This is a genomic window from Rhodococcus sp. PAE-6 (assembly GCF_025290685.1).
Classification (GTDB): Bacteria; Actinomycetota; Actinomycetes; order Mycobacteriales; family Mycobacteriaceae; genus Rhodococcus; species Rhodococcus pyridinivorans.
This window is the reverse complement of record NZ_JAOCLZ010000014.1, coordinates 1-25,087: the sequence shown is the minus strand read 5'-3', so window position 1 is coordinate 25,087 and position 25,087 is coordinate 1. Positions and strand designations below refer to the sequence as shown.

Annotated in this window: 26 protein-coding genes; 13 read left to right on the top strand and 13 right to left on the bottom strand. The window is 67.5% G+C overall.

What is annotated here, in order from left to right; translation table 11 throughout:
- Position 1: 1 nt before the first annotated feature.
- Entirely contained in the window at positions 2-913 is a 912-nt protein-coding gene (locus tag NVV99_RS21930; RefSeq protein WP_064060036.1) for a LysR family transcriptional regulator, read from the top strand.
- A gap of 56 nt (positions 914-969) precedes the next feature.
- A complete protein-coding gene (locus NVV99_RS21925) occupies positions 970-2,070 on the top strand; it encodes a class I SAM-dependent methyltransferase (RefSeq protein ID WP_260783013.1) in 1,101 nt (366 codons plus the stop codon).
- Between the two features lie 77 nt (positions 2,071-2,147).
- Here NVV99_RS21925 and NVV99_RS21920 read toward each other — a convergent pair whose 3' ends face one another.
- From NVV99_RS21920 to fabG, 3 genes are all read right to left on the bottom strand, one after another.
- Positions 2,148-3,008: an endonuclease domain-containing protein gene (locus tag NVV99_RS21920; RefSeq protein WP_193902824.1), complete on the bottom strand. Its 861-nt coding sequence runs from the start codon at positions 3,006-3,008 to the stop codon at positions 2,148-2,150.
- 171 nt (positions 3,009-3,179) lie between these two features.
- The gene (locus NVV99_RS21915) at positions 3,180-4,391 is read right to left on the bottom strand and encodes an acetyl-CoA C-acetyltransferase (protein ID WP_260783012.1); all 1,212 of its coding nucleotides are present in this window, start codon (positions 4,389-4,391) and stop codon (positions 3,180-3,182) included.
- Between the two features lie 40 nt (positions 4,392-4,431).
- Positions 4,432-5,172 carry a 3-oxoacyl-ACP reductase FabG gene (fabG, locus tag NVV99_RS21910; RefSeq protein WP_024102414.1) on the bottom strand — a complete coding sequence of 247 codons (741 nt, stop codon included), beginning with the start codon at positions 5,170-5,172 and terminating at the stop codon, positions 4,432-4,434.
- A gap of 166 nt (positions 5,173-5,338) precedes the next feature.
- Between fabG and NVV99_RS21905 the strand changes: the two genes are divergently transcribed.
- Positions 5,339-6,523 (top strand): acyl-CoA dehydrogenase family protein, encoded by a 1,185-nt coding sequence (locus tag NVV99_RS21905; protein ID WP_019290607.1) that lies wholly within the window; start codon positions 5,339-5,341, stop codon positions 6,521-6,523.
- A gap of 126 nt (positions 6,524-6,649) precedes the next feature.
- On the opposite strand, the gene NVV99_RS21900 is transcribed toward NVV99_RS21905, so the two are convergent.
- From NVV99_RS21900 to NVV99_RS21885, 4 genes are all read right to left on the bottom strand, one after another.
- Positions 6,650-8,305: a class I adenylate-forming enzyme family protein gene (locus NVV99_RS21900; protein ID WP_260783011.1), complete on the bottom strand. Its 1,656-nt coding sequence runs from the start codon at positions 8,303-8,305 to the stop codon at positions 6,650-6,652.
- Positions 8,306-8,319: 14 nt separating this feature from the next.
- Positions 8,320-9,084 (bottom strand): SDR family NAD(P)-dependent oxidoreductase, encoded by a 765-nt coding sequence (locus tag NVV99_RS21895; RefSeq protein ID WP_024102416.1) that lies wholly within the window; start codon positions 9,082-9,084, stop codon positions 8,320-8,322.
- A gap of 40 nt (positions 9,085-9,124) precedes the next feature.
- The gene (locus NVV99_RS21890; RefSeq protein ID WP_024102417.1) at positions 9,125-10,255 is read right to left on the bottom strand and encodes a thiolase family protein; all 1,131 of its coding nucleotides are present in this window, start codon (positions 10,253-10,255) and stop codon (positions 9,125-9,127) included.
- A 166-nt stretch (positions 10,256-10,421) separates the two neighbouring features.
- Complete coding sequence (locus tag NVV99_RS21885; RefSeq protein ID WP_024102418.1) at positions 10,422-11,768, bottom strand: MFS transporter; 1,347 nt, start codon at positions 11,766-11,768, stop codon at positions 10,422-10,424.
- 304 nt (positions 11,769-12,072) lie between these two features.
- On the opposite strand from NVV99_RS21885, the gene NVV99_RS21880 reads away from it, so the two are divergent.
- The 9 genes from NVV99_RS21880 (at position 12,073) to NVV99_RS21840 (ending at position 19,144) form a co-directional block, all read left to right on the top strand.
- Positions 12,073-13,317: a CoA transferase gene (locus NVV99_RS21880; RefSeq protein ID WP_024102419.1), complete on the top strand. Its 1,245-nt coding sequence runs from the start codon at positions 12,073-12,075 to the stop codon at positions 13,315-13,317.
- Positions 13,314-14,507, top strand: a complete 1,194-nt coding sequence (locus NVV99_RS21875; protein WP_024102420.1) for an acyl-CoA dehydrogenase family protein — start codon at positions 13,314-13,316, stop codon at positions 14,505-14,507. The genes NVV99_RS21880 and NVV99_RS21875 overlap by 4 nt, the downstream gene beginning before the upstream one ends.
- 42 nt (positions 14,508-14,549) lie before the next feature.
- Entirely contained in the window at positions 14,550-15,707 is a 1,158-nt protein-coding gene (locus NVV99_RS21870) for an acyl-CoA dehydrogenase family protein (RefSeq protein WP_024102421.1), read from the top strand.
- A gap of 83 nt (positions 15,708-15,790) precedes the next feature.
- A complete protein-coding gene (locus NVV99_RS21865) occupies positions 15,791-16,411 on the top strand; it encodes an AIM24 family protein (RefSeq protein WP_024102422.1) in 621 nt (206 codons plus the stop codon).
- Positions 16,412-16,417: 6 nt separating this feature from the next.
- Positions 16,418-17,122, top strand: a complete 705-nt coding sequence (locus tag NVV99_RS21860) for an AIM24 family protein (RefSeq protein WP_019290601.1) — start codon at positions 16,418-16,420, stop codon at positions 17,120-17,122.
- Positions 17,119-17,868: an AIM24 family protein gene (locus NVV99_RS21855; protein WP_024102423.1), complete on the top strand. Its 750-nt coding sequence runs from the start codon at positions 17,119-17,121 to the stop codon at positions 17,866-17,868. The genes NVV99_RS21860 and NVV99_RS21855 overlap by 4 nt, the downstream gene beginning before the upstream one ends.
- Before the next feature lie 151 nt (positions 17,869-18,019).
- Positions 18,020-18,217 (top strand): bacterioferritin-associated ferredoxin, encoded by a 198-nt coding sequence (locus NVV99_RS21850; RefSeq protein ID WP_019290600.1) that lies wholly within the window; start codon positions 18,020-18,022, stop codon positions 18,215-18,217.
- A gap of 48 nt (positions 18,218-18,265) precedes the next feature.
- On the top strand, positions 18,266-18,742 hold the full coding sequence (gene bfr / locus NVV99_RS21845) for a bacterioferritin (RefSeq protein ID WP_016693088.1): 477 nt from the start codon (positions 18,266-18,268) through the stop codon (positions 18,740-18,742).
- 111 nt (positions 18,743-18,853) lie between these two features.
- Positions 18,854-19,144, top strand: coding sequence for a GNAT family N-acetyltransferase (locus NVV99_RS21840; protein ID WP_024102424.1), 291 nt, complete (start codon positions 18,854-18,856; stop codon positions 19,142-19,144).
- Between the two features lie 19 nt (positions 19,145-19,163).
- Here the strand turns inward: NVV99_RS21840 and dmpG are convergent, their stop codons facing one another.
- The 4 genes from dmpG to NVV99_RS21820 form a co-directional block, all read right to left on the bottom strand.
- Positions 19,164-20,219, bottom strand: coding sequence for a 4-hydroxy-2-oxovalerate aldolase (gene dmpG, locus NVV99_RS21835; protein WP_019290598.1), 1,056 nt, complete (start codon positions 20,217-20,219; stop codon positions 19,164-19,166).
- Positions 20,216-21,148, bottom strand: a complete 933-nt coding sequence (locus tag NVV99_RS21830; protein WP_024102425.1) for an acetaldehyde dehydrogenase (acetylating) — start codon at positions 21,146-21,148, stop codon at positions 20,216-20,218. Before NVV99_RS21830 ends, dmpG begins: the two co-directional genes overlap by 4 nt.
- The gene (locus NVV99_RS21825) at positions 21,145-21,990 is read right to left on the bottom strand and encodes a 2-keto-4-pentenoate hydratase (RefSeq protein ID WP_024102426.1); all 846 of its coding nucleotides are present in this window, start codon (positions 21,988-21,990) and stop codon (positions 21,145-21,147) included. The genes NVV99_RS21830 and NVV99_RS21825 overlap by 4 nt, the downstream gene beginning before the upstream one ends.
- A gap of 91 nt (positions 21,991-22,081) precedes the next feature.
- Positions 22,082-22,837 carry an IclR family transcriptional regulator gene (locus NVV99_RS21820; protein WP_033097576.1) on the bottom strand — a complete coding sequence of 252 codons (756 nt, stop codon included), beginning with the start codon at positions 22,835-22,837 and terminating at the stop codon, positions 22,082-22,084.
- Between the two features lie 138 nt (positions 22,838-22,975).
- Between NVV99_RS21820 and NVV99_RS21815 the strand changes: the two genes are divergently transcribed.
- A complete protein-coding gene (locus NVV99_RS21815; RefSeq protein ID WP_024102428.1) occupies positions 22,976-23,512 on the top strand; it encodes a DUF1992 domain-containing protein in 537 nt (178 codons plus the stop codon).
- Here the strand turns inward: NVV99_RS21815 and NVV99_RS21810 are convergent.
- Positions 23,499-24,152 carry a CoA transferase subunit B gene (locus tag NVV99_RS21810; protein WP_024102429.1) on the bottom strand — a complete coding sequence of 218 codons (654 nt, stop codon included), beginning with the start codon at positions 24,150-24,152 and terminating at the stop codon, positions 23,499-23,501. The genes NVV99_RS21815 and NVV99_RS21810 overlap by 14 nt on opposite strands.
- A 3-nt stretch (positions 24,153-24,155) precedes the next feature.
- On the bottom strand, positions 24,156-24,917 hold the full coding sequence (locus NVV99_RS21805) for a CoA transferase subunit A (protein ID WP_024102430.1): 762 nt from the start codon (positions 24,915-24,917) through the stop codon (positions 24,156-24,158).
- Positions 24,918-25,087: the final 170 nt, after the last annotated feature.

The following is a 25,087-nucleotide window of genomic DNA, read 5'->3' as shown; positions in this document are numbered from 1 at the left end:
CATGGAGTTCCGTCAGGTCGAATACTTCCTCGCCGTCGTGGAGAACGACGGCATCAACGGCGCGGCCGCCGAGCTCGGCGTCGCCCAGCCCACCGTCTCCCAGGCACTGCGCAGCCTCGAGCGCGAGCTGGGGGTGCAGCTGTTCCACCGCATCGGGCGCGGCATGGTGCTCACCGCGGCGGGCAAGGCACTGATCGGCCCGAGCCGGCAGATCCTCCGCGATGTGAACGCGGTCGAGGAGCTGCTCACCGTGTCGACGACCGAGGTGACGGGCCGACTGGATCTGATGGTCTTCCCCGCTCTCGCAACCGGCCCGATCGTCGACCTGGTCTCCGAGTTCCGCCGTCTCCATCCCAAAGTCACCGCGCGCCTCGGTGATCTGCGTGCGGAGGAGTTCACCGCGTCGGTCATCCACGACGGCTACTGCGAGTTCGTCGTCACCCATCTGCCCGTCGAGGACGAGGTGGGTCTCGAGATCATCGAGCTCGGACAGACCGAGTACTGGCTCGCCTATCCCCCCGGCACCGACCTGCCACCCGGGCCGCTGTCCTTGGCCGAGCTCCCCGACATCCCGATGGTGTTCGTGCCGCGCGGTGGTGGCTCCGTGAGCGACGCGATCGACTACGCAATGCGGCAGGCCGAGGTGCGCCGTCCCATCTCCGTGCTCACCGATCATCGCGAGGCCCGCCTGCCGATGGTGCTCGCCGGTCTGGGTGGGTCGTTCGTCGAACGGTCGCTCGCCGAGTCGGCGCAGGACGTCGCGGTGGTCCGTCCGTGCGAGCCGACCTTCGCGCAGTCGTACGGACTGGTGTTCGACCCGGCCTCGCTGTCGAAGGCCGGTCGCGCCTTCGTCGACTTCGTGCGGTCGTCCGAGGAGTCCGGCGCGGAGGAGCAACTCCCGACGGAACGGTGACATCCGGGGATCCGGGGGCGACGATGGTGGGGACGACATCCACTTCTCCTCGGGAGATGATCCGTATGTCCACCTCGACGACTTCCTCCGTCCACCCCGATTCCGTCGACGCGTACGCGCAGCGCGTCCTCGATTCCGTCCTCGGCACCATGGACACCCTCACGATCCTGATCGGCGACCGTCTCGGCTGGTACCGAAGCCTCGCCGACGACGGACCTGCGACGGCCGGCGAACTGGCCGAACGCACCGGAACCCACCCGCGGTACACCCGCGAGTGGCTCGAGCAGCAGGCCCTGACCGGTCTGCTCGACGTCGACGACGGCGATCCCCCACGCTTCACGCTGTCTGCGGTCGGTCGCGAGGTACTCACCGATCCGCACAGCCTGGCGTACATGGCGCCGCTTGCCCGGATGATCGTCGGCGCGACGATGCAGCTTCCCGGTCTGCTCGAGGCGTACCGCAACGGTGGCGGCGTGAGTTGGAGCCAGTTCGGCCGCGACGTGTGCGAGTCGCAGGCCGACGCGAACAGGCCGCTGTTCGAGAAGGCGCTGCCCGATGCTCTGCGGTCGGTACCGGAGGTCGACCGGGTGCTCGGGCAGCCGGGCGCGCGGATCGCCGACATCGGCTGCGGCGGGGGATGGTCGACGATCACGATCGCGCGCACCTATCCGGATGCGAAGGTTCACGGCTTCGACATCGACGCCCCGTCGGTGGAGATGGCCCGGTCGAACCTCGCGGAGAATGCCGATGTGGCGCAACGCGTCACGTTCACGCAGTGCGACGCGTCCGAACTGCCCGATGGAAACTTCCAGGCGGCCTTCGCATTCGAGTGCGTCCACGACATGCCCCGACCGGTCGAAGTGTTGGCTGCCGTACGGCGGTCGCTCGCACCCGGCGGGTTCATGATCGTCATGGACGAAGCGGTCGCCGACACCTTCACCGCGCCCGGCGACGACGTCGAACGGCTCATGTACGGCTACAGCCTCACCATCTGCCTCCCTGACGGTATGAGCCACACCCCGAGCGCCGCGACGGGCACCGTCATGCGTCCCGCGACCCTGCGCCGCTATGCCCTCGATGCCGGTTTCACCGAGGTCGACGTGCTCCCCATCGAGGACTTCGGCTTCTTCCGCTTCTACCTCCTCCGCACCGAATAGCGTGGCCCGTCGAAAATTCGGGGAGGTTGTGTTCGGGTTTCTCGAAAAACACGCACACAACCTCCCCGAAGTTCTGCTCAGACGGGCGCACCGGCCGCTCCCAGAGCACGCCGCACCCGTTCGACGAAGACTTCGGGCCGCCGGTAGAGGAGGTCGGCGCCGACCCGGATGACCGTCCACCCCAGTTCGGGCAGCACCGCGTACCGATCGATGTCGCGGGTGCGCTGAGTGGGGTCGGTCCAGTGCTGCACGCCGTCGTACTCCACGAGCACCCGCCACTGCTTCCATCCCATGTCGGCTCGCGCCACGAACACCTCGCCGTCGAAGATCTCGATCTGGGTCTCCGGCGGTGGGAGACCGGCACGGACGAGGAGCAGACGCGTGTGAGTCTCGGGCGGTGACGCAGCCCCACCGTCGACGAGGGCGAGCACCCGCGGCACGGCACCGATACCGTGTGCGCCTTTGCTCCTCGTCGCGAGTTCCTCGATCTCAGGCACCTTCAGGCCGGTCGCGTTGCAGAGCGCGTCGATCGTTTCGACGGCCCGATCGAACGGCATTCGTCGGGCGAGATCGAAGGCCGTCTGCGCCGGTGTGGTCGCGAACATCCCGTCGACCACGCAGGTGTCGAGCTTCGGGGCGCGTCGGACCGAGATGCCCGGCGCCGACCGGACGTGATCGGAGCGGACGAGCTCGGCCGCCGCATCCGGGTCGAGCCATCGAGTGCCGTGCACGGCAGCGGCGGACACTCCCGCGAGGACGCCGCGGCCCTGCGACCACAACCATGCCGCCTTCGCACGCAGCAGCGGGGTGGCCGGGATCCCTCGTCGGATGTAGACGTCGCGGTGGAGGTGGACGAAGTCGCGTGCGAGCCGATGCCGCGTGACGACGCCGGCAGCGAGTGCCGCGCGTCCCGAGAACGGTTCGTCGAAGTCGATCACGCGCCGAGCATGCCGGGCGCGACGCGCTCCTGACGCCGCGTCGAGGCCCGGTTGTGGACAACCCGGCGTCATCCCCAGCCCGGTCACCTGCGACGAAAGAAGTTCGGGGAGGTTGTGTTCGGTTTTCTCGAGAAAACCGAACACAACCTCCCCGAACCGGGAGCTGTCTGCTTACGCGACGCGCTCGAAGATCGCTGCCAAGCCCTGGCCGCCGCCGATGCACATGGTCTCGAGGCCGTAGCGGACCTCGCGACGGTGCAGCTCGCGGGCGAGGGTGGCGAGCATGCGTCCGCCGGTCGCGCCGACCGGGTGGCCGAGCGAGATGCCGGAGCCGTGGACGTTGGTGCGCTCGAAGTCGGCCTTGCCGAACTTCCATTCGCGGGTCACGGCAAGGGCCTGCGCGGCGAACGCCTCGTTGAGCTCGATGATGTCGACGTCGGCGAGGGTGATGCCCGCCTTGGCGAGGGCGACCTCGGTGGCCGGCACGGGGCCGATGCCCATGACCTTGGGTTGGACACCGGCGACGCCCCACGAGACGAACCGCACCAGCGGGGTCAGGCCCAGCTCGGCGGCCTTCTCCGGGGTGGTGACGATGACCATGGACGCGGCGTCGTTCTGGCCGCTGGCGTTGCCGGCGGTGACGGTGGCCTCGGGGTCCTGCTTGCCCATGATCGGCTTCAGCTTGGCGAGGGTCTCCAGGCTGATGTCGGGACGCGGGTGCTCGTCGGTGTCGATGACCTCGTCGCCCTTACGGCTGCTCACCGTGACGGGGATGATCTCCTCGGCGAGGATTCCGTTCTTCTGGGCGTGGACGGCACGCAGGTGCGAGTTCAGGGCGAGCTCGTCCTGCTCGTCGCGGGAGATCGAGTACTCGCGACGCAGGTTCTCCGCCGTCTCGATCATGCCGCCGGGCACCGGGTAGAAGCGGCCACCGGCGGTCGAGCGGGCTCGGACCAGACCGTCGTGCATCTGCACGCCGGTGCGGGCGCCGCCCCAGCGGATGTCGGTGGAGTAGAACGCCGCGTTGCTCATCGACTCGGTGCCACCGGCGACGACGAGATCGTGGTCGCCGTTACCGACCTGGAAGGCGGCCTGGATGACGGCCTGCAGGCCCGAACCGCAGCGGCGGTCGATGTGCATGCCGGGCACCGTGATCGGCAGACCGGCGTCGAGGGCGACGACGCGACCGATGGCCGGGGCTTCGCTGTTGCCGTTGCAGTGGCCGAGGATGACGTCCTGAACCTGTTCGGGCGCAACACCGGTGCGCTCGAGCAGACCCTTCAGTGCCGCGACACCGAGATCGACTGCGGTGAGGGACTTGAACATTCCGCCGTAGCGGCCGATCGGGGTACGGACCGGCTCGCAGATGACAACTTCACGCATGATGACCTTTCGGGAAGAGAGGGAGGTGACGGATGGACCGTCACATGAAGCGGCCGCCGGTGACCTCGAGGACGGTGCCGGTCATGTAGGAGGACATGTCGGACGCGAGGAACAGTGCGACGGAGGCGATCTCGTCGACCTCGCCGGCGCGGCCCATGGGGATCTCGGCCATCTTCCGGTCCCATGCCTTCTGCGGCATGGCCTCGGTCATCGCCGAACGGATCAGGCCGGGCTGGATCGCGTTGACGCGGACGCCGTGGTGCGCCATCTCCTTGGCGGCGGCCTTGGTGAGGCCGACGATGCCCGCCTTGGCGGCGGAGTAGTTGGTCTGGCCGACCATGCCGACCTTGCCGGACAGCGACGAGATGTTGACGATCGCGCCGCGCTTGGCCTCACGCATGATCGCGGCGGCCTTGCGGGTGCCGTGCCAGGTGCCCTTGAGGTGCACCGAGATGACGAGGTCGAAGTCCTCTTCGGTCATCGTGCGCATCGTCGCGTCGCGGGTGATACCGGCGTTGTTGACCACCACGTCGAGCGAACCGAAACCGTCGACGGCCTCGGCGAGGAGGGTGTCCCAGTCGGCGGACTCGACGACGTTGGCGCGCACGGCCCGGGCCACGTCGCGCCCTCCGAGCTTCTCGGCGGCGGCGGTGGCGGCATCGAGATCGAGGTCGCCGATCACGACGCGGGCGCCGGCGTCGACGAACTCCTGCGCGATGGCGAAGCCGATTCCCTGAGCGCCACCGGTGATCACGGCAGTGCGGTTCTCCAACAGAGACATCTACGATTCCTTTCGGCGGGACTCGGGACGGCCCCCAGACAAGTCGATGCTCCGAATATAACGGCGAACCGGCCGGTAGAACGGCTCTCATCCATCGACAATGCCTATACGGGAATGGCGCCATTCGTATTGGACACCTCCCCGCGGCCGCACGAAGGTTGTAGACATGACACTCTCCATCCCGGCCCCCGAGGTCGACGAGGACGACTTCCGCGAGATCCTCGCGCAGACCCGCGCGTTCGTGCGCAACGTGGTCGTGCCGCGCGAGCAGGAGATCGCCGAGACCAATGCGATTCCCGAGGACATCCGCCAGGCCGCGAAGGACATGGGCCTGTTCGGATACGCCATCCCGCAGGAGTGGGGCGGCCTCGGCCTGAATCTGCAGCAGGACGCGGAACTCGCGATGGAGCTGGGTTACACGACCCTGTCGCTGCGCTCGATGTTCGGCACCAACAACGGCATCGCCGGCCAGGTGCTCGTCAACTTCGGCACCGACGAGCAGAAGCAGCAGTGGCTCGAGGGCATCGCCTCCGGCGAGGTCGTCGCATCCTTCGCCCTCACCGAGCCGGGCGCCGGCTCGAACCCGTCGGGTCTGCGCACCAAGGCCGTGCGCGCCGGTGACGACTGGGTGATCACCGGCGAGAAGCGCTTCATCACCAACGCGCCGCTGGCGAACCTGTTCGTCGTGTTCGCCCGCACCCGTCCGGCAGACGGGAACGGCACCGGAATCGCGGTCTTCCTCGTCCCCGCCGACACCCCCGGCCTGACGGTGGGCAACAAGGACGCCAAGATGGGCCAAGAGGGCGCCTGGACCGCCGACGTGCACTTCGACGACGTGCGTGTGCCGAACTCCGCGCTCGTCGGCGGCAGCGAGGACGTCGGCTACAAGGCCGCCATGGTCTCGCTCGCCCGCGGTCGCGTGCACATCGCCGCACTGTCGGTCGGCCAGGCCCAGCGCGCACTCGACGAGTCTGTCGCCTACGCCGCGACCGCCACGCAGGGCGGCAACCCCATCGGAAACTTCCAGCTCGTGCAGGCGATGATCGCCGACCAGCAGACCGGTGTGATGGCCGGCCGCGCCCTCGTCCGCGACGCCGCGAAGGCGTGGGTCGAGGAGACCGACCGCCGCATCGCACCGTCGGTCGCGAAGCTGTTCTGCACCGAGATGGTCGGCAAGGTCGCCGATCTCGCCGTCCAGATCCACGGTGGCACCGGCTATATGCGCGAGGTGCCGGTCGAGCGGATCTACCGCGACGTGCGTCTGCTGCGCCTGTACGAGGGCACCAGCGAGATCCAGCGTCTGATCATCGGCGGCGGACTCGTCAAGCAGGAGCAACAGAAGAACTCCTGACCGTCGGGGCGCGGTTCCGGAACAGGTACGTCCGGAACCGCGCCCGAACCGATTCTTGCGAATCACCTTCCACCGCATACGAAGAAAACCCCGGCATCGGATGCCGGGGGTTTCTCGTGTGCGGGGTCAGGAGACCGTCAGTCGCGATCGTAGATCGGTCTTGAGGATCTTGCCCGCGGCGGAGGTCGGCAATGCGTCGACCACCACCACTTCACGGATCTTCTTGTACGGCAGGACCTGTTCGGCGACGTACGCCTTCAGCTCCTCCGCGGCGGGCTCCTCGCCGTCGACGGGGACGACGAAGGCTACCGGCTCCTGACCGATCGCGCCTGCCTCCCGCCCGACGACCGCCGCAGTGGACACCTTCGGGTGGGTCACCAGGATCTCTTCGAGCTCACGCGGATACACGTTGTAGCCCTTGTAGATCAACATGTCCTTCGCCCGGTCGGCGATGTACACGAATCCGTCGGCATCGCGGTAGGCGATGTCGCCGGTGGCGAGCCAGCCGTCGACGTACTGCTCCGCGGTGATCTCGGGGTGTCCGAGATATCCGTCGGTGACCTGCGGTCCGCGGATCCACAGTTCGCCGAGCTCTCCGTCGGGGAGGACGACGCCCGGATCGATCTGCGACCGGATCTCGAGCTCGGTGTCGAAGACCGGAAGGCCGACGCTGCCGAGGCGGTACTCCGAGTCGACGACGAGCGGCATCGCCGTGACGACACAGGTGCCCTCGGTGAGCCCGTAGCCCTCCGCGATGCGCGCGTTGGGGAAGGCGCGCTCGAGGTTCTCGAGGGTCACGTGGTCGATCGGTGCGGCACCGGACGACACGACCCGCACGGTGGACAGGTCGCGGGTCTCGACGTCGGGATGCGTAGCGAGGGCGTGCCACATCGCCGGGCTGCCGGTGATGTAGCCGGCCTCGTACCGTTCGATCAGCTCGAGCATCCGGGCCGGATCGAAGCGACCCGCGAGGACCTGGGTCAGGCCGCACGCGAGGAGGAACGACGTGTTGATCAGCGCGTGCGCGTGGAACAGCGGCGACACCACGATCGTCGAACCCTGACCCGGGACCGCACCGGCGATCTTCAGGTCGTCGATCGGTTCGAGCGAGATCCGTCCGTCGACGTCGGCGACCAACTGGTGCCCGGCGCGCCACGCACACATCTGCGTGACGTTGCCGACGACGTTGCGGTGCAGGACGCGGACGCCCTTCGAAATGCCGGTCGTGCCACCGGTGTACGCGATGTGCGCGATGTCGTCCGGACCGGTGACGACCGGTTCGAAGGTCTGCGGACGTCCCTCGAGCGCATCGCCGAAGCGCACGGCACCCGGCGCGGTGACCGCTTCGTCGGAGACGACCGCGATCAACCGGATACTCGTTCCGGACGCAGCCCGGAACAGGGTGTCGGCCTGTGCGGAACCGGTGACCGCCGCGGCTGCGGAAGTCTCCTCGATCTGCCGGCGCAGACCCGGTTCGGGCTGCAGCGGATTCACGAGCGTGACCGCCGCTCCGACGCGGAGCGCACCGTAGTAGGCGATGTGGAACTCGACGCAGTTACCGAGGTGCAGGAGTACCACGTCGCGGGCCCGCACCCCGGCCTCGTGCAGCACGCCGGCGAACTGCGCCGAGCGTGCGTCGAGGTCGTTGTAGGTGAGCACCCGGTCGCCGTCGATCACCGCGGGACGGTCGCCGTAGACGGCGGCGAGGCTCGGTGCCCACACCGCCATCGTCGTCGCCGGGTACGACAGCCTGCGCTGTGCGAGGTCGGAAGCCGAGGTCATGGTCGACGCCCGGTTCACCGCGGTGCCATACGGATGGCGCCGTCGAGGCGAATGGTCTCGCCGTTGATGTAGCCGTTCTCGAGGATGTTCGTGGCCAGCTGCCCGAACTCGTCGGGCCGGCCCAGACGCGACGGGTTGGGCACGGTCGCTTCGAGCGACTTGCGGACGTCCTCGCGCAGGCGGGCGAGCAGCGGGGTGTCCATGATGCCGGGGGCGATGGTGTTGACGCGGATGCCCTTGCTGGCGAGGTCGCGTGCGGCGACGATCGTCATGCCGACGATGCCGGCCTTGGACGCCGAGTAGTTGATCTGGCCGATCTGGCCCTCGAAGGCCGCGACGGAGGCCGTCATGACGACGGCGCCACGCTCGTCCTCGATGAGGTCGAGTTCGGCCATGCGCTCGGCGCCGAGGCGCAGCGCGTTGAACGAGCCGATGAGGTTGAGGCGGATCACGAACTCGAAGTCCTCGAGCGAACCGGCCTTGCCCTCCTTGTCGAGGATGCGCATCTTGCGTCCGGCGCCGGCGCAGTGCACGACACCGCGCAGGCCGCCGCGCTCGTGCGCGACGTCGAGAGCCGCAGCGAACTGCTCCGAATCGGTCACGTCGCCGGGGGCGAAGACGGCGCCGTCGCCGAGCTCCTTGGCGATCTCCTCACCGTTCGAGCCGGGGAGGTCGATGAGGGTGACGTTGCCGCCGGCGGCCAGGACGCGACGTGCCGTGGCGAGACCGAGACCGGACGCTCCGCCGGTGACGGCAACGGACAGACCCTTGAGTTCCATAGTGTTTCCTTCGGATTCGTAGCAGCTGGGTGACGTGAGATCAGAGCAGTTCGAGGATGGTGGCGTTGGCCATTCCGCCGGCCTCGCACATCGACTGCAGGCCGTAGCGGATGCCGTTGTCGCGCATGTGGTGCACGAGGCGGGTCATGAGAATCGCGCCGGAGCCGCCGAGGGGGTGGCCGACACCGATCGCGCCGCCGAGCGGGTTGAGGCGGTCGGGCTTCGCGTCGGTCTCGACCTGCCATGCGAGCGGCACCGGCGCGAAGGCCTCGTTGATCTCGAAGGCGCCGATGTCGTCGATGGACAGACCGGAACGCTCGATGGCCTTCTCGGTGGCGGGGATGGGGCCGGTGAGCATGACGACCGGGTCGTCGGCGGCGACGACGGCGGTGTGGATGCGTGCGAGCGGGGTCCAGCCCTGCGCCGCGGCGTATTCGCTGGTGGTGATGAGCAGGGCGCCGGCACCGTCGGAGATCTGCGAGGAGTTGCCGGCGTGGATCACGCCGTCCTCCTTGAAGACGGTCTCGAGCTTGGCAAGCGACTCGACGGTGCCGCCGCGGCGGATGCCCTCGTCGGTGGCGAACTCGCCGACCACGGCGATCTGGCCGGTGAAGGCGCCCGCGTCGGTGGCGGCTGCGGACAGTTCGTGCGAGCGCAGCGAGAATTCGTCGAGCTGCGTGCGGGAGAAACCCCACTTCTCGGCGATCATCTCGGCGCCGATGCCCTGGCTGAAGCCGCCGACCTCGAAGCGGTCGAGCACGTTCTGCGGGAAGTGCTGACCGTCCTTGCCGGCGCTGCCCATCGGCACACGGCTCATGGACTCGACACCACCGGCGATCACGACGTCGTTCTGGCCGGAGATGACGGTCGCGGCGGCGAAGGACACGGCCTGCTGGCTCGATCCGCACGCCCGGTTGATGGTGGTGGCGGGTACGGTGACCGGCCATCCGGCCGCGAACACGGCGCTGCGCGAGACGATTCCGGCCTGGTCGCCGACCTGGCTCACACAACCCCACTGGACGTCGTCGATCGTGGCGGGATCGAGGCCGGTCCGCTCCGCCAGTGCGGTCAGCACGTGGGCGGACAGGTTGACGGGGTGGATCTCGGACAGTGCACCACCTCGACGTCCGATGGGGGAACGGACGGCGTCGACGATCACGGCATCGCGCATGCGAATCGGTCCTTTGCTGTTGCGGGACACGGTTGCCGGGCAACCGTGGTGGGAAAAGACGACCGGCCGGGTGGTGGTCCTCACATTCGAGGAGACCATGCACCCGGCCGGTAGGGGTAAGTCTTTCGGCGGAAGCTTCCGTTAGGCGGAAGCTATGCCGAACAGGTCAGGCGGCTGCCCGGATGATCTTGCGGTCGCGCTCCGGGTCGGCCAGGAAGAGCACCAGGATCGCGGCGAGCGCACCGAGTGCACCGATGACCTGGAAGGCCGTTGCATAGCCCTCCGCCGCGGTGGCGGCGTTGTCGACGAGGACACCCGTGCCGTAGGGGGCAACGAGACCGCCGACCGCCATCAGCGCGAGGAAGACGCCCATCGTGCCGGCGGTCTGCTGCGGCGGGCACAACTCGGAGATCGCGGCGTTGATCAGCGGGAACGCGATGGCGCCGAAGCCGTAGCCGATGGAGACGACCGCGACGGCCAGAGCCGGCGTACCGATGGACGGGAGGAAGACCAGGATGGCACCGCAGATGAGCACACCGACGGCGGGCACGATGATGCGGACGACCCGCGAGCGGTAACCCTTGGCGCTGAGGCGGTCGGTGACCGTGCCCGAGCTGATCATGAGGAACAGACCGATGATGGACGGCAGGGCGAACATCGAGCCGGCCTGCAGAGCGCTGTAGCCGAGACCGACCTCGAAGTAGGACGGCAGCCAGGTCAGGACGACGGTGGTGAGCGCGTAGACGACCATGATCAGGATCGCGCAGCTGATGAAGGTGCGAGTGAGGAAGATCTTGCGCCACGGCACGGACGGTTCGGTCTGCGCGGCGGAAGCGGCGGTCTCGGCGCCCTTGACGGCCCGGGTCGTGTAGGGGCCTTCCTTCCAGCCGAGGAGCCAGCAGCCCATCCAGATCGCACCGAGGATCGACAGCGAGATCAGCGCGGCACGCCATCCCCATTCGACGGTGATGAAGGTCAGGACGGGAGCGAGGGCGATCTTGGCGACCGAGGCGGAACCGGCCAGGAAGGCGCCGGGCAGGCCACGCTTGGCCGGCGGGTGCCACGAGTACGCGGCGGTGTGCATGAGCGCCGAGCTCGGTCCTTCGGCGAGACCGAGCAGCATGCGGGTGACGACCAGCATCGCGAAACTCGCACCGACGACCAGCGGCAGCATGACGAGCGACCAGGTCAGGCCTAGGGCCAGCAGGGCCCAGCGGAGGGTCATGTACTTGTTCAACGGCCCGGCGAAGAAACCGCCGACGGTGAATGTGACGAAGAACAGCGACCCGACCAGGCCGATCTGGGAGGAGCTCATGCCGAGCTCACGCGCCAGAGGCTGGGCGATGATGCCGAGGACGGCCTTGTCGGCGTAGTTGACGACGTAGAGGAAGATGACCAGGCCGGTCATGCTCCACGCGCGGCCGGGGGTCACGAGAGGTGTCGAGCCGGTCGTCGGCCGACCGGGCCCGCCGGCGGCTGCCGACTTGTCGTGCGCGATTTCGCCTGTGGTCACTGGGAGTCCCTTCAGAACTCGAGCGGGATGGCCGACTTACGAACGATCGGTATGTCGCTGTCGGAAGAACGTCACGCCTGGCGTCTGCATGTATTGAACGTGAGCCATGTCACCTGAAGCAAAGAGCGGGAGGCGAACGAATCGATCACTGAAACCTATGACTCATCACACGGCGGATTCAGGCCGCATCGAGTATTGGTCTGCGCTAACCGAGCGATAGCCGATCGGTGCTGTTCCGGGCGGCAAAACCTGGGCATGCTGACTGTGCCCGAAACAATCTGCGACGAGGACGAGCGAGCCCAGCATGAACTCCACCGCTTCCACCGACGAGCTGCCCTCGTCCACTGCACCCCTCGCGGGAGTGCGCGTGGTCGAGGTGTCCAGCTTCGTGGCCGCACCCCTGTGCGGCATGACCCTGGCCGCGCTCGGCGCCGACGTGATCCGGGTCGACCCGATCGGCGGCGCTGCCGACTACCGCCGCTGGCCGGTCACCGACGGCAACGAGTCGATCTACTGGGCCGGCCTGAACAAGGGCAAGCGATCGCTCGCAGCGGATTTCCGTAGCCCGGAGGCACAGAACCTGATCCGCGACCTGATCATCGATGCCGGCGTGCTGGTCACCAACGCCGCCGGTCGCTCGTGGCTCGACTACGACGAACTCGCCGCGATCCGCCCCGACCTGATCCACGTGCAGGTCCTCGGTCGCGCCGACGGCACCGGCGCCGTCGACTACACCGTCAACGCCGCCGCCGGTTTCCCGCAGGTCACCGGTGCCGAGAACGTCTCGACTCCGGTCAACCACGTGCTGCCCGCCTGGGACGTCTCGTGCGGCCTGTACGCGGCCCTGTCGGTTGCCTCGGCCGTCTACCGTCGCGAGATCACCGGCGCCGGAACGAAAGTCGTTCTCCCGCTCGAGGACGTCGCGTTCGCGACCGTCGGCAATCTCGGCTACATCGCCGAGGCCCAGCTCGGCCGCCCCGTCCGGGAGAAGGTCGGCAACTCCGTCTACGGCACCTACGGCGCAGACTTCGCCACCAGCGACGGCGCACGCTTCATGCTCGTCGCGCTCACGCCGCGCCACTTCCGCGATCTCACCGAGCTCACCGGCACCGCCGAGGCCGTGGCCGCACTCGAATCCGCCCTGGGCGTCGACTTCCGCGACGAGGGCACCCGGTTCGAGCACCGCCACGTGCTCAACAGCCTGTTCGGCGCCTGGTTCTCGCGCCACACCGCCGACGAGGTCGAGACGGCGCTGGGCGGCACCTCGGTCCTGCACGAGCGCTACCGCACGTTCGCCGAACTCGCCGCCGACCCGCGCGTGACCGACAACCCGATGTTCCACAAGCTCGACCAGCCGCGCGTCGGCAGCTACCACGCCCCGAGCACCCCGATGTCCTTCGACGGCCGGTACCCCGAGGTCCGCCCCGCGCCGGCCAACGGCGACGACACCGCCGAGGTGCTCACCGAACATCTCGGGCTGACCGACGACGAGATCGACGCCCTCGCAGCATCCGGCACCATCCGCATCTCCCGGAAAGAGCACGCATGACCCGCCTCGCCCAGACCCTCGGTCTGACGGAATTCCAGTCCGAGATCCTCGACACGGTCCGCGCCTTCGTCGATCGCGAGATCATCCCGAACGCTCAGGAACTCGAGCACTCGGACACCTACCCGCAGGCCATCGTCGACCAGATGCGCGAGATGGGCCTGTTCGGGCTGATGATCCCCGAGGAGTACGGCGGGCTCGGCGAGTCGCTGCTGACCTACGCGCTGTGCGTCGAGGAACTCGCCCGCGGCTGGATGAGCGTCTCCGGCGTCATCAACACGCACTTCATCGTCGCGTACATGATCCGCCAGCACGGCACCGAAGAGCAGAAGCAGTACTACCTGCCCCGCATGGCCACCGGTGAGGTCCGCGGCGCGTTCTCGATGTCCGAGCCCGAACTCGGCTCCGACGTCGCCGCCATCCGCACCAAGGCCAAGCGCGACGCCGACGGCAACTACGTCATCAACGGCCAGAAGATGTGGCTGACCAACGGTGGTAGCTCCACCCTCGTCGCCGTCCTGGTCAAGACCGAGGAAGGCTCCGACAAGCCCCACAAGAACCTGACCACCTTCCTGGTCGAGAAACCTGCCGGCTTCGGTGAGGTCGTCCCGGGTGTCACCATCCCCGGCAAGATCGACAAGATGGGGTACAAGGGCATCGACACCACCGAGCTCGTCTTCGACAACTACAAGGCCTCGGCCGATTCGATCCTCGGTGGGGAGCCCGGCAAGGGCTTCTTCCAGATGATGGACGGTGTCGAGGTCGGCCGTGTCAACGTCTCGGCCCGCGCGTGCGGTGTCGCGATCCGCGCCTTCGAGCTCGCCGCCCGCTACGCCCAGCAGCGCACCACCTTCGGCAAGCCCATCGCCCAGCACCAGGCGATCTCGTTCTCCCTCGCGGAGATGGCCACCAAGGTCGAGGCCGCCCACCTGATGATGGTCAACGCCGCGCGTCTGAAGGACTCGGGTGAGCGCAACGACGTCGCCGCCGGTATGGCCAAGTACCTCACCAGCGAATACTGCTCCGAGGTCACCCAGGCCGGCTTTCGCATCCACGGCGGCTACGGCTACTCGAAGGAGTACGAGATCGAGCGCCTCATGCGCGAGGCTCCCTTCCTGCTCATCGGCGAGGGCACCAGTGAGATCCAGAAGACGATCATCAGCAAGGGTGTGCTGCGCAGCTACGCGCTGTAAGGTGCTCCCCCACAATCACATCCATCCCTGGAAGGACAACGCGTGAAGCGCACGCTGTACAACGAGGATCACGAGGCGTTCCGGCAGACCGTCCGCGACTTCATCGCGAAGGAGGTCGTGCCCGTCTACCCCGAGTGGGAAGAGGCCGGCCATCCTCCGCGCGAGTTCTACCGCCGCATGGGCGAACTCGGGCTCCTCGGCATCCAGGTTCCCGAGGAGTACGGCGGAGGCGGCGAGACGTCGCTGAAGTTCAACGTGATCCTCGCCGAGGAGGCGTCGGCGGCCGGTGTGTCGTTCGGTTCGTCGTCGGTGCACTCGAACCTGATCCTGCCGTACATCATGCAGAACGCCACCGAGGAGCAGAAGCAGCGCTGGCTCCCCGGGTTCGCCTCGGGTGAGCTGATGTTCGCCATCGCGATGACCGAGCCGGGCACCGGTTCCGACCTCGCCAACATCGCGACCACCGCGAAGCTCTCGGAGGACGGCAGCCACTACGTCCTCAACGGCGCGAAGACGTTCATCACCGGCGGTGCTCTCGCCGACCGCATTCTCGTCGTGGGCCGCACCTCGCCGTACAACCCCGAGGACCGTCGCGGTGGCCTGTCGATCCTGGTGGTGGACACCAAGAGCGAGGGCTTCGCGGTCGGACGGAAGCTCCACAAGATCGGTCTCGAGACCTCGGACACCGCCGAGCTGTCGTTCGACGACGTGAAGGTGCCGGTCGCCGATCTGCTCGGCAAGGAGGGCGAGGCGTTCTCGTACCTGACGCAGAACCTCGCGCAGGAGCGTCTCACCATCGCGTTCGGTGCTGCCGCCACCGCGGCCGCGGCGATCCAGCACGCCATCGCATACACCAAGGACCGCAAGGTCTTCGGCAAGCCGGTCGCATCCTTCCAGAACACCAAGTTCGTGCTCGCCGAGTGCTCGACCGAACTGCAGGCCATGCAGATCATGGTCGACAACGCGATCGAGCTCAACGACCGCGACGAACTGACGGTGCCCGACGCCGCCCGCGCGAAGCTGTTCGCGACGGAGGCCGCCGGCCGCATCATCGACAAGTGCCTGCAGCTGCACGGCGGCTACGGCTACATCACCGAGTACCCCATCGCCCGCCTCTACGCCGACACCCGCGTGACCCGCATCTACGGCGGCACCAACGAGGTCATGAAGACGATCATCGCCAAGGATCTGGGACTGTAGGTCTTCTGTAGTTCTTCGGTGGAGTGGGCCCCGCTACCGGGGGTTCACTCCACCGAAGTCGTTTCCGACTATCGTTTCCCGCCATGCGGCTAGTCGTGAAGACCAAGAGGGTGATCGAAGCCCACCTGAACAATTCGTCCGTCCAGGCCCTGTCGGGGTCGATGGTGGCGTACGAGGGCCAGGTCGGTTTCAAGTCCGCCGGTTTCGGTGGTGGCGAGGGTGTTCTCTCCGGGCTGCGGCAGCGCGCGACGGGTGAGGGGCTCTCGCTCATGGAGTGCAGCGGCACGGGCGTCGTCTACTTCGCGCACCAGGCGCAGGACGTCACGGTGCTGGAGCTGAACAACGAGACGCTGCAGGTCGAGTCCGAGCAGCTGCTGGCGCTGAGCGGGAATCTGAACACGAACGTGACGTTCGCGGGTCTGCGCGGCGGCATGAGCGGCCAGGGTCTGTTCACCACGACGGTGACGGGGACCGGGCAGGTCGCGCTGCTCTCCGCCGGGGGCCCGCTCATCCATCTCGAGGTGTCGCCGCAGTATCCCCTCGTCGTCGATCCCGACGCCTTCGTGTGCGCGAAGGGGCAGCTCACGCAGTCGTTCGTCACCGACGTGTCGTGGCGCTCGGCCATCGGTCAGGGCAGCGGCGAGGCGTTCTCCCTCGAGTGGGTCGGCGTGGGCGTGGTCTCCATCCAGCCGGCGGAACGGTAGGAACAGATGAGCTTCACGAAGATCAACGGCAAGGTCGTGCGCGTCGACCTGCGGCAGTCCGGTCCCGTCGTGGCCCGCCGCGGCGCGATGCTGTTCTACACCGGCAACGTCCGGTTCTCCCCCCACGGTGTTCCCGGTGGCGTGGGGGGCGCTCCGGGTCTCGGTGGTCTCGCCGGTATGGCGGGACGCATGCTGCAGGGTGAGCACGAGGCCACGATGCTCGCGCAGGGCGACGGTGTCGTGCACTACGGCTTCCGCGGTCTCGAGACGCACATCGTCGACATGTCCGCGGGCGGTGAGCTGCGGGCGGAAGCGTCGCGCCTGCTCGCCCACACCACCGGTCTGCAGTCCACGGTCGTCTCGGTGGCCGCCGCCTCCGGTGGGGGCGGTGGCGGCGGGGGTCTGCTCGGGGCGCTGCGCGGCGCCGCCACCGGAGCGATGACCGGCACCGGCATGTTCACCACCCAGCTGATCGGCCAGGGCGCGGCGGTGCTGCTCGCCCATGGCGGCGTGTTCGAGCTTCAGGTGGGTGGTCCGACGCCCGTGGTCGTCGACCCGCAGGCGTTCGTGGCGTCCTACGGCCCGGTCCGCACCGAACTGAAGTCGTCGATGAGTTGGCGGAACGTCGGTCGCACCGGTGGGGAGGCCATGCAACTCGAATGCAGCGGACAGGGCATCGTCTACGTGCAGGCATCGGAGGAGAAGCTGTGAGTACCGTTCTGAACCCGTCGAGCTTCGGCGGCAGCGACAACGTGCCGGGCAACCCCTACGCCTACTGCATCGACCTGCAGACGCCCTGGTTCCTGTCGAAGGGCGCGATGATCGCGTACTACGGTCAGGTGCAGTTCTCGGCACTCACCCACGGGCTGCAAGGACACCTGCTGCACATGGTGGCCCAGCAGTTCTCCGCTCCGCTCTATCTCGGCGACTACGTCGTGGCCGAAGGCTTCGGGAAGCTGATCACCGGCGACCGCGGATACGACATCAACTCGTACGACCTCGACGACGGCAACCTCACGATCCGGCAGGCCAATCTGCTGGCCTTCGAACCGGGCCTGTCGCTCAACCAGTCGATCGTCCCGGGTTTCCTCACCCTCATCGGTACGGGCCGTTTCCTCGCGTCGTCGAACGGGCCGGTGATGTTCGCCGAGCCGCCGCTGCGGGTCGACCCGGAGGCGCTCGTCGGGTGGGCCGACTGTCCGTCCCCCAGCCATCACTACGACGAATCGTGGATCACCGGATTCGTCTCGGCCGGGGCGCGGCGTTTCGGTGTGCAGTCCGGTGAGGAACGGCAGTTCGATTTCACCGGTGCCGGCACCGTCCTGATCCAGTCGAGCGAGAAGGTCCTCGACGATTCGTCGCTGGTGCGCACGATCGAGAACCAGATCCCAGGCCTCACCTCGCCCGGTCTGCACCGGATCAACCAGGTGGTCTCGCAACACCTGCAACAGCAGTAGCTGCAGTATCACACCCTGGGGCGGACCTGGGCATAACACGGATCCGACCCCCTCTTCTTGTGACTACGATCACAAGCTAGGCTAGCCTAAGCCGATGTAAGGTTTGGACAACCTAAGTGAGTGTTCCCTCAGTCGCAGAAAGGTGGCTCTGATGATCGTCTGCAGTTGCCACGCTCTTACCCACCACCACATCGAGGCAGAGGTGGCTGCGGGAGCACGCTGTACCCGCGAGGTGAGCGCCAAGTGCCGCGCCGGCACCGATTGTGGCAGCTGCGTCCGGAACATCTCCGCGATCATCCGGCAGGCTCGCGAGCGGAATGAGACCATCGAACTCGAGACCGCCGTGTAGCCAGCCCCTACCCGGCGGTAAACCTGATGGTTCACCCCGGGAGGTGCCATGAAGGGCGACAAGAAGGTCATCGAGTTGCTCAACGAACAACTCACCGCCGAGCTCACCGCGATCAATCAGTACTTCCTGCATTCGAAGATGCAGGACAACCGCGGATGGGCGAAACTCGCGAAGCACACTCGTGACGAGTCGTTCGACGAGATGCGTCACGCCGAGAGACTCACCGATCGGATCCTCTATCTCGACGGACTCCCCAACTACCAGCGCCTCGGGGCGTTGCGTCTGGGTCAGACCGTCAAGGAGATGCTCGAGGCCGACCTGCAGGTGGAGATCGAGGCCCGCGACCGGCTCCGGAAGGGAGCCGAGTACATGCGCTCGGTCAGCGACATCACCTCGGCCAACATCTTCGAGGAGATCCTCGCCGACGAGGAAGAACACATCGACTATCTCGAAACCCAGCTCGATCTGATCGAGCAGCTCGGCGAACCGCTGTACCTCGCCCAGCACATCTCTCCGCCGGAATAACCCGGCACAGCAGAACGGGCCGCGGCATTGCGCCGCGGCCCGTTCTCTATGCTGTGGACACACCAGCTTGGCTGTGGGACACACCAGCTTGTCGACGGTGAGAGGAAGACCATGAGCGATTCGTCCGTGACCGTGGTGCACAACGCCGAGAAACAGAGGTACGAAGTCCGGGACGACGACGCCGTCGTCGGATACACCCAGTACCACCCCGACGACGACGGCCGCCTCGTCTTCGACCACACCGAGATCGACAAGGGTTACTCCGGTCAGGGACTCGGAGGCAAGCTCGTCGGTTTCGCCCTCGACGACGTCCGCGAACGCGGCAAGCGCATCGTCGCGATCTGCTCGTACGTCGACAAGTTCATCGAGAAGCACCCGGACTACCGGGATCTGACCGACTAGACATGCACGCGGGCGCTGGTCAGTTCCCCGCGCGGTTGCGCAGGTCGAGTGCGACGTCGGTGATCATGTCCTCCTGCCCACCGACGAGGCCGCGACGGCCGATCTCGACGAGGATGTCGCGGGTGTCGAGACCGTAGATGCTCGCGGCGGTCTCGGCGTGACGCAGGAAGCTCGAGTACACGCCGGCGTAGCCGAGGGTGAGGGTCTCGCGGTCGACCTGCACCGGACGGTCCTGCAGCGGGCGCACGAGATCGTCGGCGGCGTCCTGCAGCCCGAACAGATCGCACGAGTGCTTCCAGCCGAGCAGGTCGGCGACGGCGACGAAGGGCTCGATCGGGCAGTTGCCGGCACCGGCACCGTGTCCGGCCAGCGACGCGTCGACGCGGATGACGCCTTCCTCGACGGCACACACGGAGTTGGCGACCGACAGCGACAGGTTCTGGTGCGCGTGGATGCCGATCTGCGTGGTCTCGTTCAGGACCTCACGGTAGGCACGCACACGCTCGCGAACACCGTCCATCGTGAGGCGTCCGCCGGAATCGGTGACGTAGACGCAGTCGGCGCCGTAGGACTCCATGAGCTTCGCCTGGCGGGCGAGCTCCTCGGACGGGGCCATGTGCGACATCATCAGGAAGCCGGACACGTCCATGCCCAGTTCCTTCGCCGCGGCGATGTGCTGCGCGGAGACGTCGGCCTCGGTGCAGTGCGTCGCGATGCGCACCGACCGCACGCCGATCTCGTAGGCACGCTTCAGCTCGTGGACGGTTCCGATACCGGGCAGGAGCAGCGTGGTGAGCGTGGCCGAATTGATCGCTCCGGCAGCGGCTTCGAGCCACTCCCAGTCGGTGTTGCTGCCGGGACCGTAGGTCAGCGAGTGACCGGCGAGACCGTCGCCGTGGGAGACCTCGATGGCATCCACACCAGCACGGTCGAGCGCACCGGCGATCTTCGCGACGTCCTGTGGCGTGATGCGGTGGCGGATGGCGTGCATGCCGTCGCGCAGGGTCACGTCCTGGATGTACAGAGCCGTTCCGTCGCTTGCGAATTCGCGAGTCGTCGTCGTTGCCGCGGTCATGCCGTCACCTGATCCTTAGTGCGTGCCGCCACGGCGCGTGCGACCTGCAGCGCCGCGGAGGTCATGATGTCGAGATTGCCCGCGTACTCGGGCAGGTAGTGCGCTGCGCCCTTGACCTCGAGGAACACCGCGACCTTCCACAGGGGGCCGGTGTGGTCGGTGAGCGTCTCCATGGGCTCGATGACCTCGGTGAACTGCACCTCCTGCTTGAGGGTGTAACCGGGCACGTATTCCTGGACCTTCGCGACCATCGCCTCGACGGACGCGACGATCTCGTCCTTGCGGTCCTCACCGACGAGAGCGAGCACGGTGTCGCGCATGATCATCGGCGGCTCGGCCGGGTTGAGGATGATGATCGCCTTGCCGCGCGTGGCGCCACCGATCTTCTCGATGGCCTGCGAGGTGGTCTCGGTGAACTCGTCGATGTTGGCGCGGGTACCGGGGCCGGCCGATTTCGAGGAGATCGAGGCGACGATCTCGGCCCAGTGCACCTTGGTGACCTGCGAGATGGCCGCGACGATCGGGATGGTGGCCTGACCACCGCAGGTGACCATATTGACGTTCGGGGCGTCGAGGTGCTCGGTGAGGTTCACCGGCGGTACCGTGTACGGGCCGATCGCGGCCGGCGTCAGGTCGATGAGCATCTTCCCGTGCGGGCGCAGGACCTTCTCGTTGTACTCGTGGGCCTTCGCCGAGGTTGCGTCGAAGACGATCTCGATCTCGTCGAAGCGCGGGTGCTCGACGAGTCCTTCGACACCGGTCGAGATGGCGTCGATGCCGAGGCGCTTCGCCCGTGCGAGGCCGTCGGATTCGGGGTCGATGCCGACGAGGGCGACGGTTTCGAGTTCGGCGTCGGCCAGTCGCTTGATCTTGATGAGCAGGTCGGTGCCGATGTTGCCCGACCCGATGACGGCAACCTTGGTGGTCATGAGTTCTCCTGTGCGGTGGAGCTTTCGGAAGAGAAACGCGCGGTGACGGTGCCGAGCGAGGAGATCTCGGCGCGGACCGTGACGCCGGGCGGCGCCGGAACCATCGGGCCGAGTGCCCCCGACAGCACGACCTGCCCTGCGCGCAGGGGCTGCCCGAACTCGCGTGCCGTGCGCGCGAGCCACAGCAGGGCGTTCAGCGGATCGCCGAGGCAGGCTGCGCCGTTGCCCTCGGAGACGAGCTCGTCGTCGACGTACATCCGCATGGTGGCGTCGATCGGCTCGAACTCGTCGAGGGTGAGCGTCTGCGAACCGAGCACGTACAGGCCGCTGGATGCGTTGTCCGCGACCGTATCCGTGATCTTGATGTCCCAGCCGGCGACGCGGCTGTCGACGATCTCGAGAGCGGCAACCGCGTGGCCGACGGCGGCGCGGACGGTCGCGAGATCGAGATCGTCCGAGTCGAGGTCGGCGGAGAGGACGAAGGCGATCTCGGCCTCGGCCTTCGGCTGCAGCAGGCGCTCACTGGGCACCTCGTCGAGAGCGGTGACGTCCATGTCCTCGAAGAGGACACCGAAGTCGGGGCGGTCGACACCGAGCTGCTGCTGCACCGCCGGGGAGGTCAGGCCGATCTTGCGTCCGACGATGCGGGCACCTTCGGCGAGCCGGCGGTCGGTGAGCTGCTGCTGCACCGCATACGCCAGATCGATGTCGGTCTCCCCGAGCAGGTCGCGGACCGGACCGCACGGTGTGGAGCTGTGTGTGGCCTCGATGAGACGGTCGGCCGCCGCACCGGCGATGCGGGTGCGATCCGCCGCTGATGTGGTGTTGGAGCTGGTAGTCATCACGTCCTCGTCGTTCGATGGATTACGACCATCGTGGCGGCGAGGTCCGCCCCCGTACAGGGGGTCGTTCCGGTGAGTGGAACGTGCGCGCTCAGAGGTTGCGAATGGCCTCGCGGCGGGCGTGGGTGGCGGCGATACCCGCGGCGGCGGCCTTCACCGCTCCCTCGTGCTTCTCCGGACGGAACCGGGTGACGGGACCGGTGACGCTCACCGCCGCGATGGGACGCTCGTCCGCGTCGAGGATCGGGGCGGCGACACAGGCCAGGCCGACCGCGGACTCCTCGAACTCGAAGGCCACCCCGCGCTCGAGCACGGTCGCGAGATTCGCCCCGAGCCGCCCGGGGGTCGTGATGGTGCGGGGAGTCTTGCGCGCCAATCCGGCCTCGACCACCTCGGCCAGCAGCTCCGGTGGGGAGAACGCGAGAAGAGCCTTGCCGATCCCGGTGCAGTACATGGGCATTCGCCCACCGATCCGGGACGGCGTGGACGCGGGGCGATGTCCGCCGATCTTCGAGACATAGACGACCTCGACACCCTCGGGGACGCCGAGGTGCACGGTCTCGTGGGTGCGCTCGTAGAGGTCCTCCATGAACGGGATGGCGACCTCGACCAGGCCCCGCTCGAGGGAGGCGCGCAGGCCAAGTTCGAAGAGCTGCCCGCTCAGGCGGTAACCGGCCGGGTCCTTGTCGAGCAACCGGACGGCGACGAGGTCGCCGACGACGCGGTGCAGCGTCCCCTTCGGCAGACCGGTGCGTCGACCCAGTTCGGCGAGGGTGAGGACGTGGTCGTCGGCGGTGAACGCCCACAGCACGGTGACGACCTTGCCGAGCACCGTGTTGGTGTCCACCCCGTCGCCCGGCGGGCGGGCATGCACCGGCGACTCGCGCTGTCCTTCCACGTGGCTCAGGTTAGGACACCAGCACCGTGTGGCGGTCGGGACCCACAGCCGCCCGGACCCGGTGCCCGCCCCTGGCATCCTGGATGTGTGACCGAGCGCAAGCGGTGGGATCTGACGTTCGAGACGTGGATCGAACGGCAGATCCGCGTGGCGCAGGACCGGGGCGATTTCGACGATCTGCCCGGTTACGGCAAACCCATCCCCGACCACGGCGACGACGAGCTGTGGTGGGTGAAGAGTTATCTGGCGCGCGAAGGTCTTTCAACGGAGGCTCTGCTGCCGCCCGAATTGCAGTTGCGGCGCGAGATCGAGCGGCTGCCCGGCACGGTCGGGTCGGCTCCCAGCGAGAAGGTGGTGCGCGAGATCGTCTCCGATCTCAACCGGCGGATCGCCGACTGCCTGCGGTTCCCGAGCGGACTGCCCGTGCCGATCCACAAGGTCGACGCCGAGGAGATGGTGGAGGTGTGGACCGTCGAGCGGGCGCGTCGTCGTGAGGAGGCCCGCACGGCTCTGAACTCGACGCGACCCCGGCTCGAAACGGAGTCCGAGGCCGGGGCCGTGCGCAGGGGGTGGATCTTCCGGTGGTTCCGCAGGCGGAACCGGCCGGTCGTCAGGGAAGGGTGAGCGGTGCTCCGGTCGCGGCGCGCACCTGCTCCTCGGTGACGCCGGGGGCGCACTCGGTCAGGACGAGGCCGTCGGCGGCCACGTCGATCACCGCGAGGTTGGTGATGATGCGCTGGACCACGCCCTCACCGGTGAGCGGCAGCGAGCACTCCGAGACGATTTTCGGGTTGCCCTGCTTGTCCGTGTGCTCCATGAGCACGATGACCGTGCGGGCGCCGTGGACGAGGTCCATCGCCCCGCCCATGCCCTTGACCATCTTTCCGGGCACCATCCAGTTGGCCAGATCGCCGGTGGCCGAGACCTCCATGCCGCCGAGCACGGCGGTGTCGATGTGGCCGCCGCGGATCATGCCGAAGCTCAGCGCCGAGTCGAAGAAGGCAGCGCCGGGGTTGACCGTCACGGTCTCCTTGCCGGCGTTGATCAGGTCGGGATCGACCGAGTCCTCGGTGGGGTACGGCCCGGTGCCGAGGATGCCGTTCTCACTGTGCAAGGTGACGTGCACACCCTCGGGCAGGTAGTTGGGGATCAGGGTCGGCAGGCCGATACCGAGGTTGACGTACTCCCCCGGCGCGAGTTCCTGCGCGGCGCGCGCGGCCATCTGTGTGCGCGTCCAGCCGAGTGTCTCGACAGCTGTGGTCATGTTCTACGCTCCCTTCGCGGCGCTGACGGTGCGCTTTTCGATCTGCTTGTCCTGGACACCGGTGTGCACGAGCCGGTTCACGAAGATTCCCGGCAGGTGCACCTCGCCCGGATCGATCTCGCCCGGCTCGACGAGTTCCTCGACCTGGGCGATGCACACGCGGCCGGCCATCGCGGCGAGCGGGTTGAAGTTCATCGCGGCCTTGTTGAACACCAGGTTGCCCTCGGTGTCGCCCTTGAGGGCGTGCACGAGCGAGAAGTCGGCGGTGATGGACTCCTCGAGCACGTACCGCTTGCCGCGGAACTCGCGGATCTCCTTCGCCGGCGATGCCACGGCGACCGAACCGTCGGCGTGGTACTTCCACGGCAGTCCGCCCTGCGAGATGGGCGTGCCGACGCCGGCGGGGGTGAAGAAGGCGGGGATGCCTGCGCCACCGGCGCGGAGCTTCTCGGCGAGGGTGCCCTGCGGGGTCAGCTCGACCTCGAGCTCACCCGAGAGGTACTGCCGGGCGAATTCCTTGTTCTCCCCGACATACGACGCGGTGACCCGGCGGATGCGCTTGCTGCCCAGCAGGATTCCGAGACCGTGGCCGTCGACGCCGCAGTTGTTGGAGAACACCTCGAGGTCGGTGGCCCCGGCGTCGGCGATGGCCCGGATCAGGATGTCGGGGATACCGCACAGTCCGAATCCGCCCACCGCGAGCGTCGCACCGTCACGGATGTCGGCGACGGCCTCCGCCGCCGTCTCGAACACTTTCGTTGCCAACTCTCACCTCTCGGGTTTCCGGGGGAGCCGTCGGGCTCCGCTGGACGAATCACGTCCACTGGATGAACGCAGTCGCATGCTTGGTTTCTACTAACTGACCGTTTCAGAATGAGTTCGGCGTGGTAGATGGCGTTCCGGGACGGTTTCGGGCACCGTGTCGAGAGTGTCTG

Excerpts from the sequence above, each read along its gene's own strand:
- NVV99_RS21930 (WP_064060036.1), top strand. The coding sequence starts at position 2 with ATGGAGTTCCGTCAGGTCGAATACTTCCTCGCCGTCGTGGAGAACGAC.
- NVV99_RS21925 (WP_260783013.1), top strand. The coding sequence starts at position 970 with ATGATCCGTATGTCCACCTCGACGACTTCCTCCGTCCACCCCGATTCC.
- NVV99_RS21915 (WP_260783012.1), bottom strand. The coding sequence starts at position 4,391 with ATGCGTGAAGTTGTCATCTGCGAGCCGGTCCGTACCCCGATCGGCCGC.
- fabG (WP_024102414.1), bottom strand. The coding sequence starts at position 5,172 with ATGTCTCTGTTGGAGAACCGCACTGCCGTGATCACCGGTGGCGCTCAG.
- NVV99_RS21905 (WP_019290607.1), top strand. The coding sequence starts at position 5,339 with ATGACACTCTCCATCCCGGCCCCCGAGGTCGACGAGGACGACTTCCGC.
- NVV99_RS21900 (WP_260783011.1), bottom strand. The coding sequence starts at position 8,305 with ATGACCTCGGCTTCCGACCTCGCACAGCGCAGGCTGTCGTACCCGGCG.
- NVV99_RS21895 (WP_024102416.1), bottom strand. The coding sequence starts at position 9,084 with ATGGAACTCAAGGGTCTGTCCGTTGCCGTCACCGGCGGAGCGTCCGGT.
- NVV99_RS21890 (WP_024102417.1), bottom strand. The coding sequence starts at position 10,255 with ATGCGCGATGCCGTGATCGTCGACGCCGTCCGTTCCCCCATCGGACGT.
- NVV99_RS21880 (WP_024102419.1), top strand. The coding sequence starts at position 12,073 with ATGAACTCCACCGCTTCCACCGACGAGCTGCCCTCGTCCACTGCACCC.
- NVV99_RS21875 (WP_024102420.1), top strand. The coding sequence starts at position 13,314 with ATGACCCGCCTCGCCCAGACCCTCGGTCTGACGGAATTCCAGTCCGAG.
- NVV99_RS21865 (WP_024102422.1), top strand. The coding sequence starts at position 15,791 with ATGCGGCTAGTCGTGAAGACCAAGAGGGTGATCGAAGCCCACCTGAAC.
- NVV99_RS21860 (WP_019290601.1), top strand. The coding sequence starts at position 16,418 with ATGAGCTTCACGAAGATCAACGGCAAGGTCGTGCGCGTCGACCTGCGG.
- NVV99_RS21850 (WP_019290600.1), top strand. The coding sequence starts at position 18,020 with ATGATCGTCTGCAGTTGCCACGCTCTTACCCACCACCACATCGAGGCA.
- bfr (WP_016693088.1), top strand. The coding sequence starts at position 18,266 with ATGAAGGGCGACAAGAAGGTCATCGAGTTGCTCAACGAACAACTCACC.
- NVV99_RS21840 (WP_024102424.1), top strand. The coding sequence starts at position 18,854 with ATGAGCGATTCGTCCGTGACCGTGGTGCACAACGCCGAGAAACAGAGG.
- dmpG (WP_019290598.1), bottom strand. The coding sequence starts at position 20,219 with ATGACCGCGGCAACGACGACGACTCGCGAATTCGCAAGCGACGGAACG.
- NVV99_RS21830 (WP_024102425.1), bottom strand. The coding sequence starts at position 21,148 with ATGACCACCAAGGTTGCCGTCATCGGGTCGGGCAACATCGGCACCGAC.
- NVV99_RS21825 (WP_024102426.1), bottom strand. The coding sequence starts at position 21,990 with ATGACTACCAGCTCCAACACCACATCAGCGGCGGATCGCACCCGCATC.
- NVV99_RS21810 (WP_024102429.1), bottom strand. The coding sequence starts at position 24,152 with ATGACCACAGCTGTCGAGACACTCGGCTGGACGCGCACACAGATGGCC.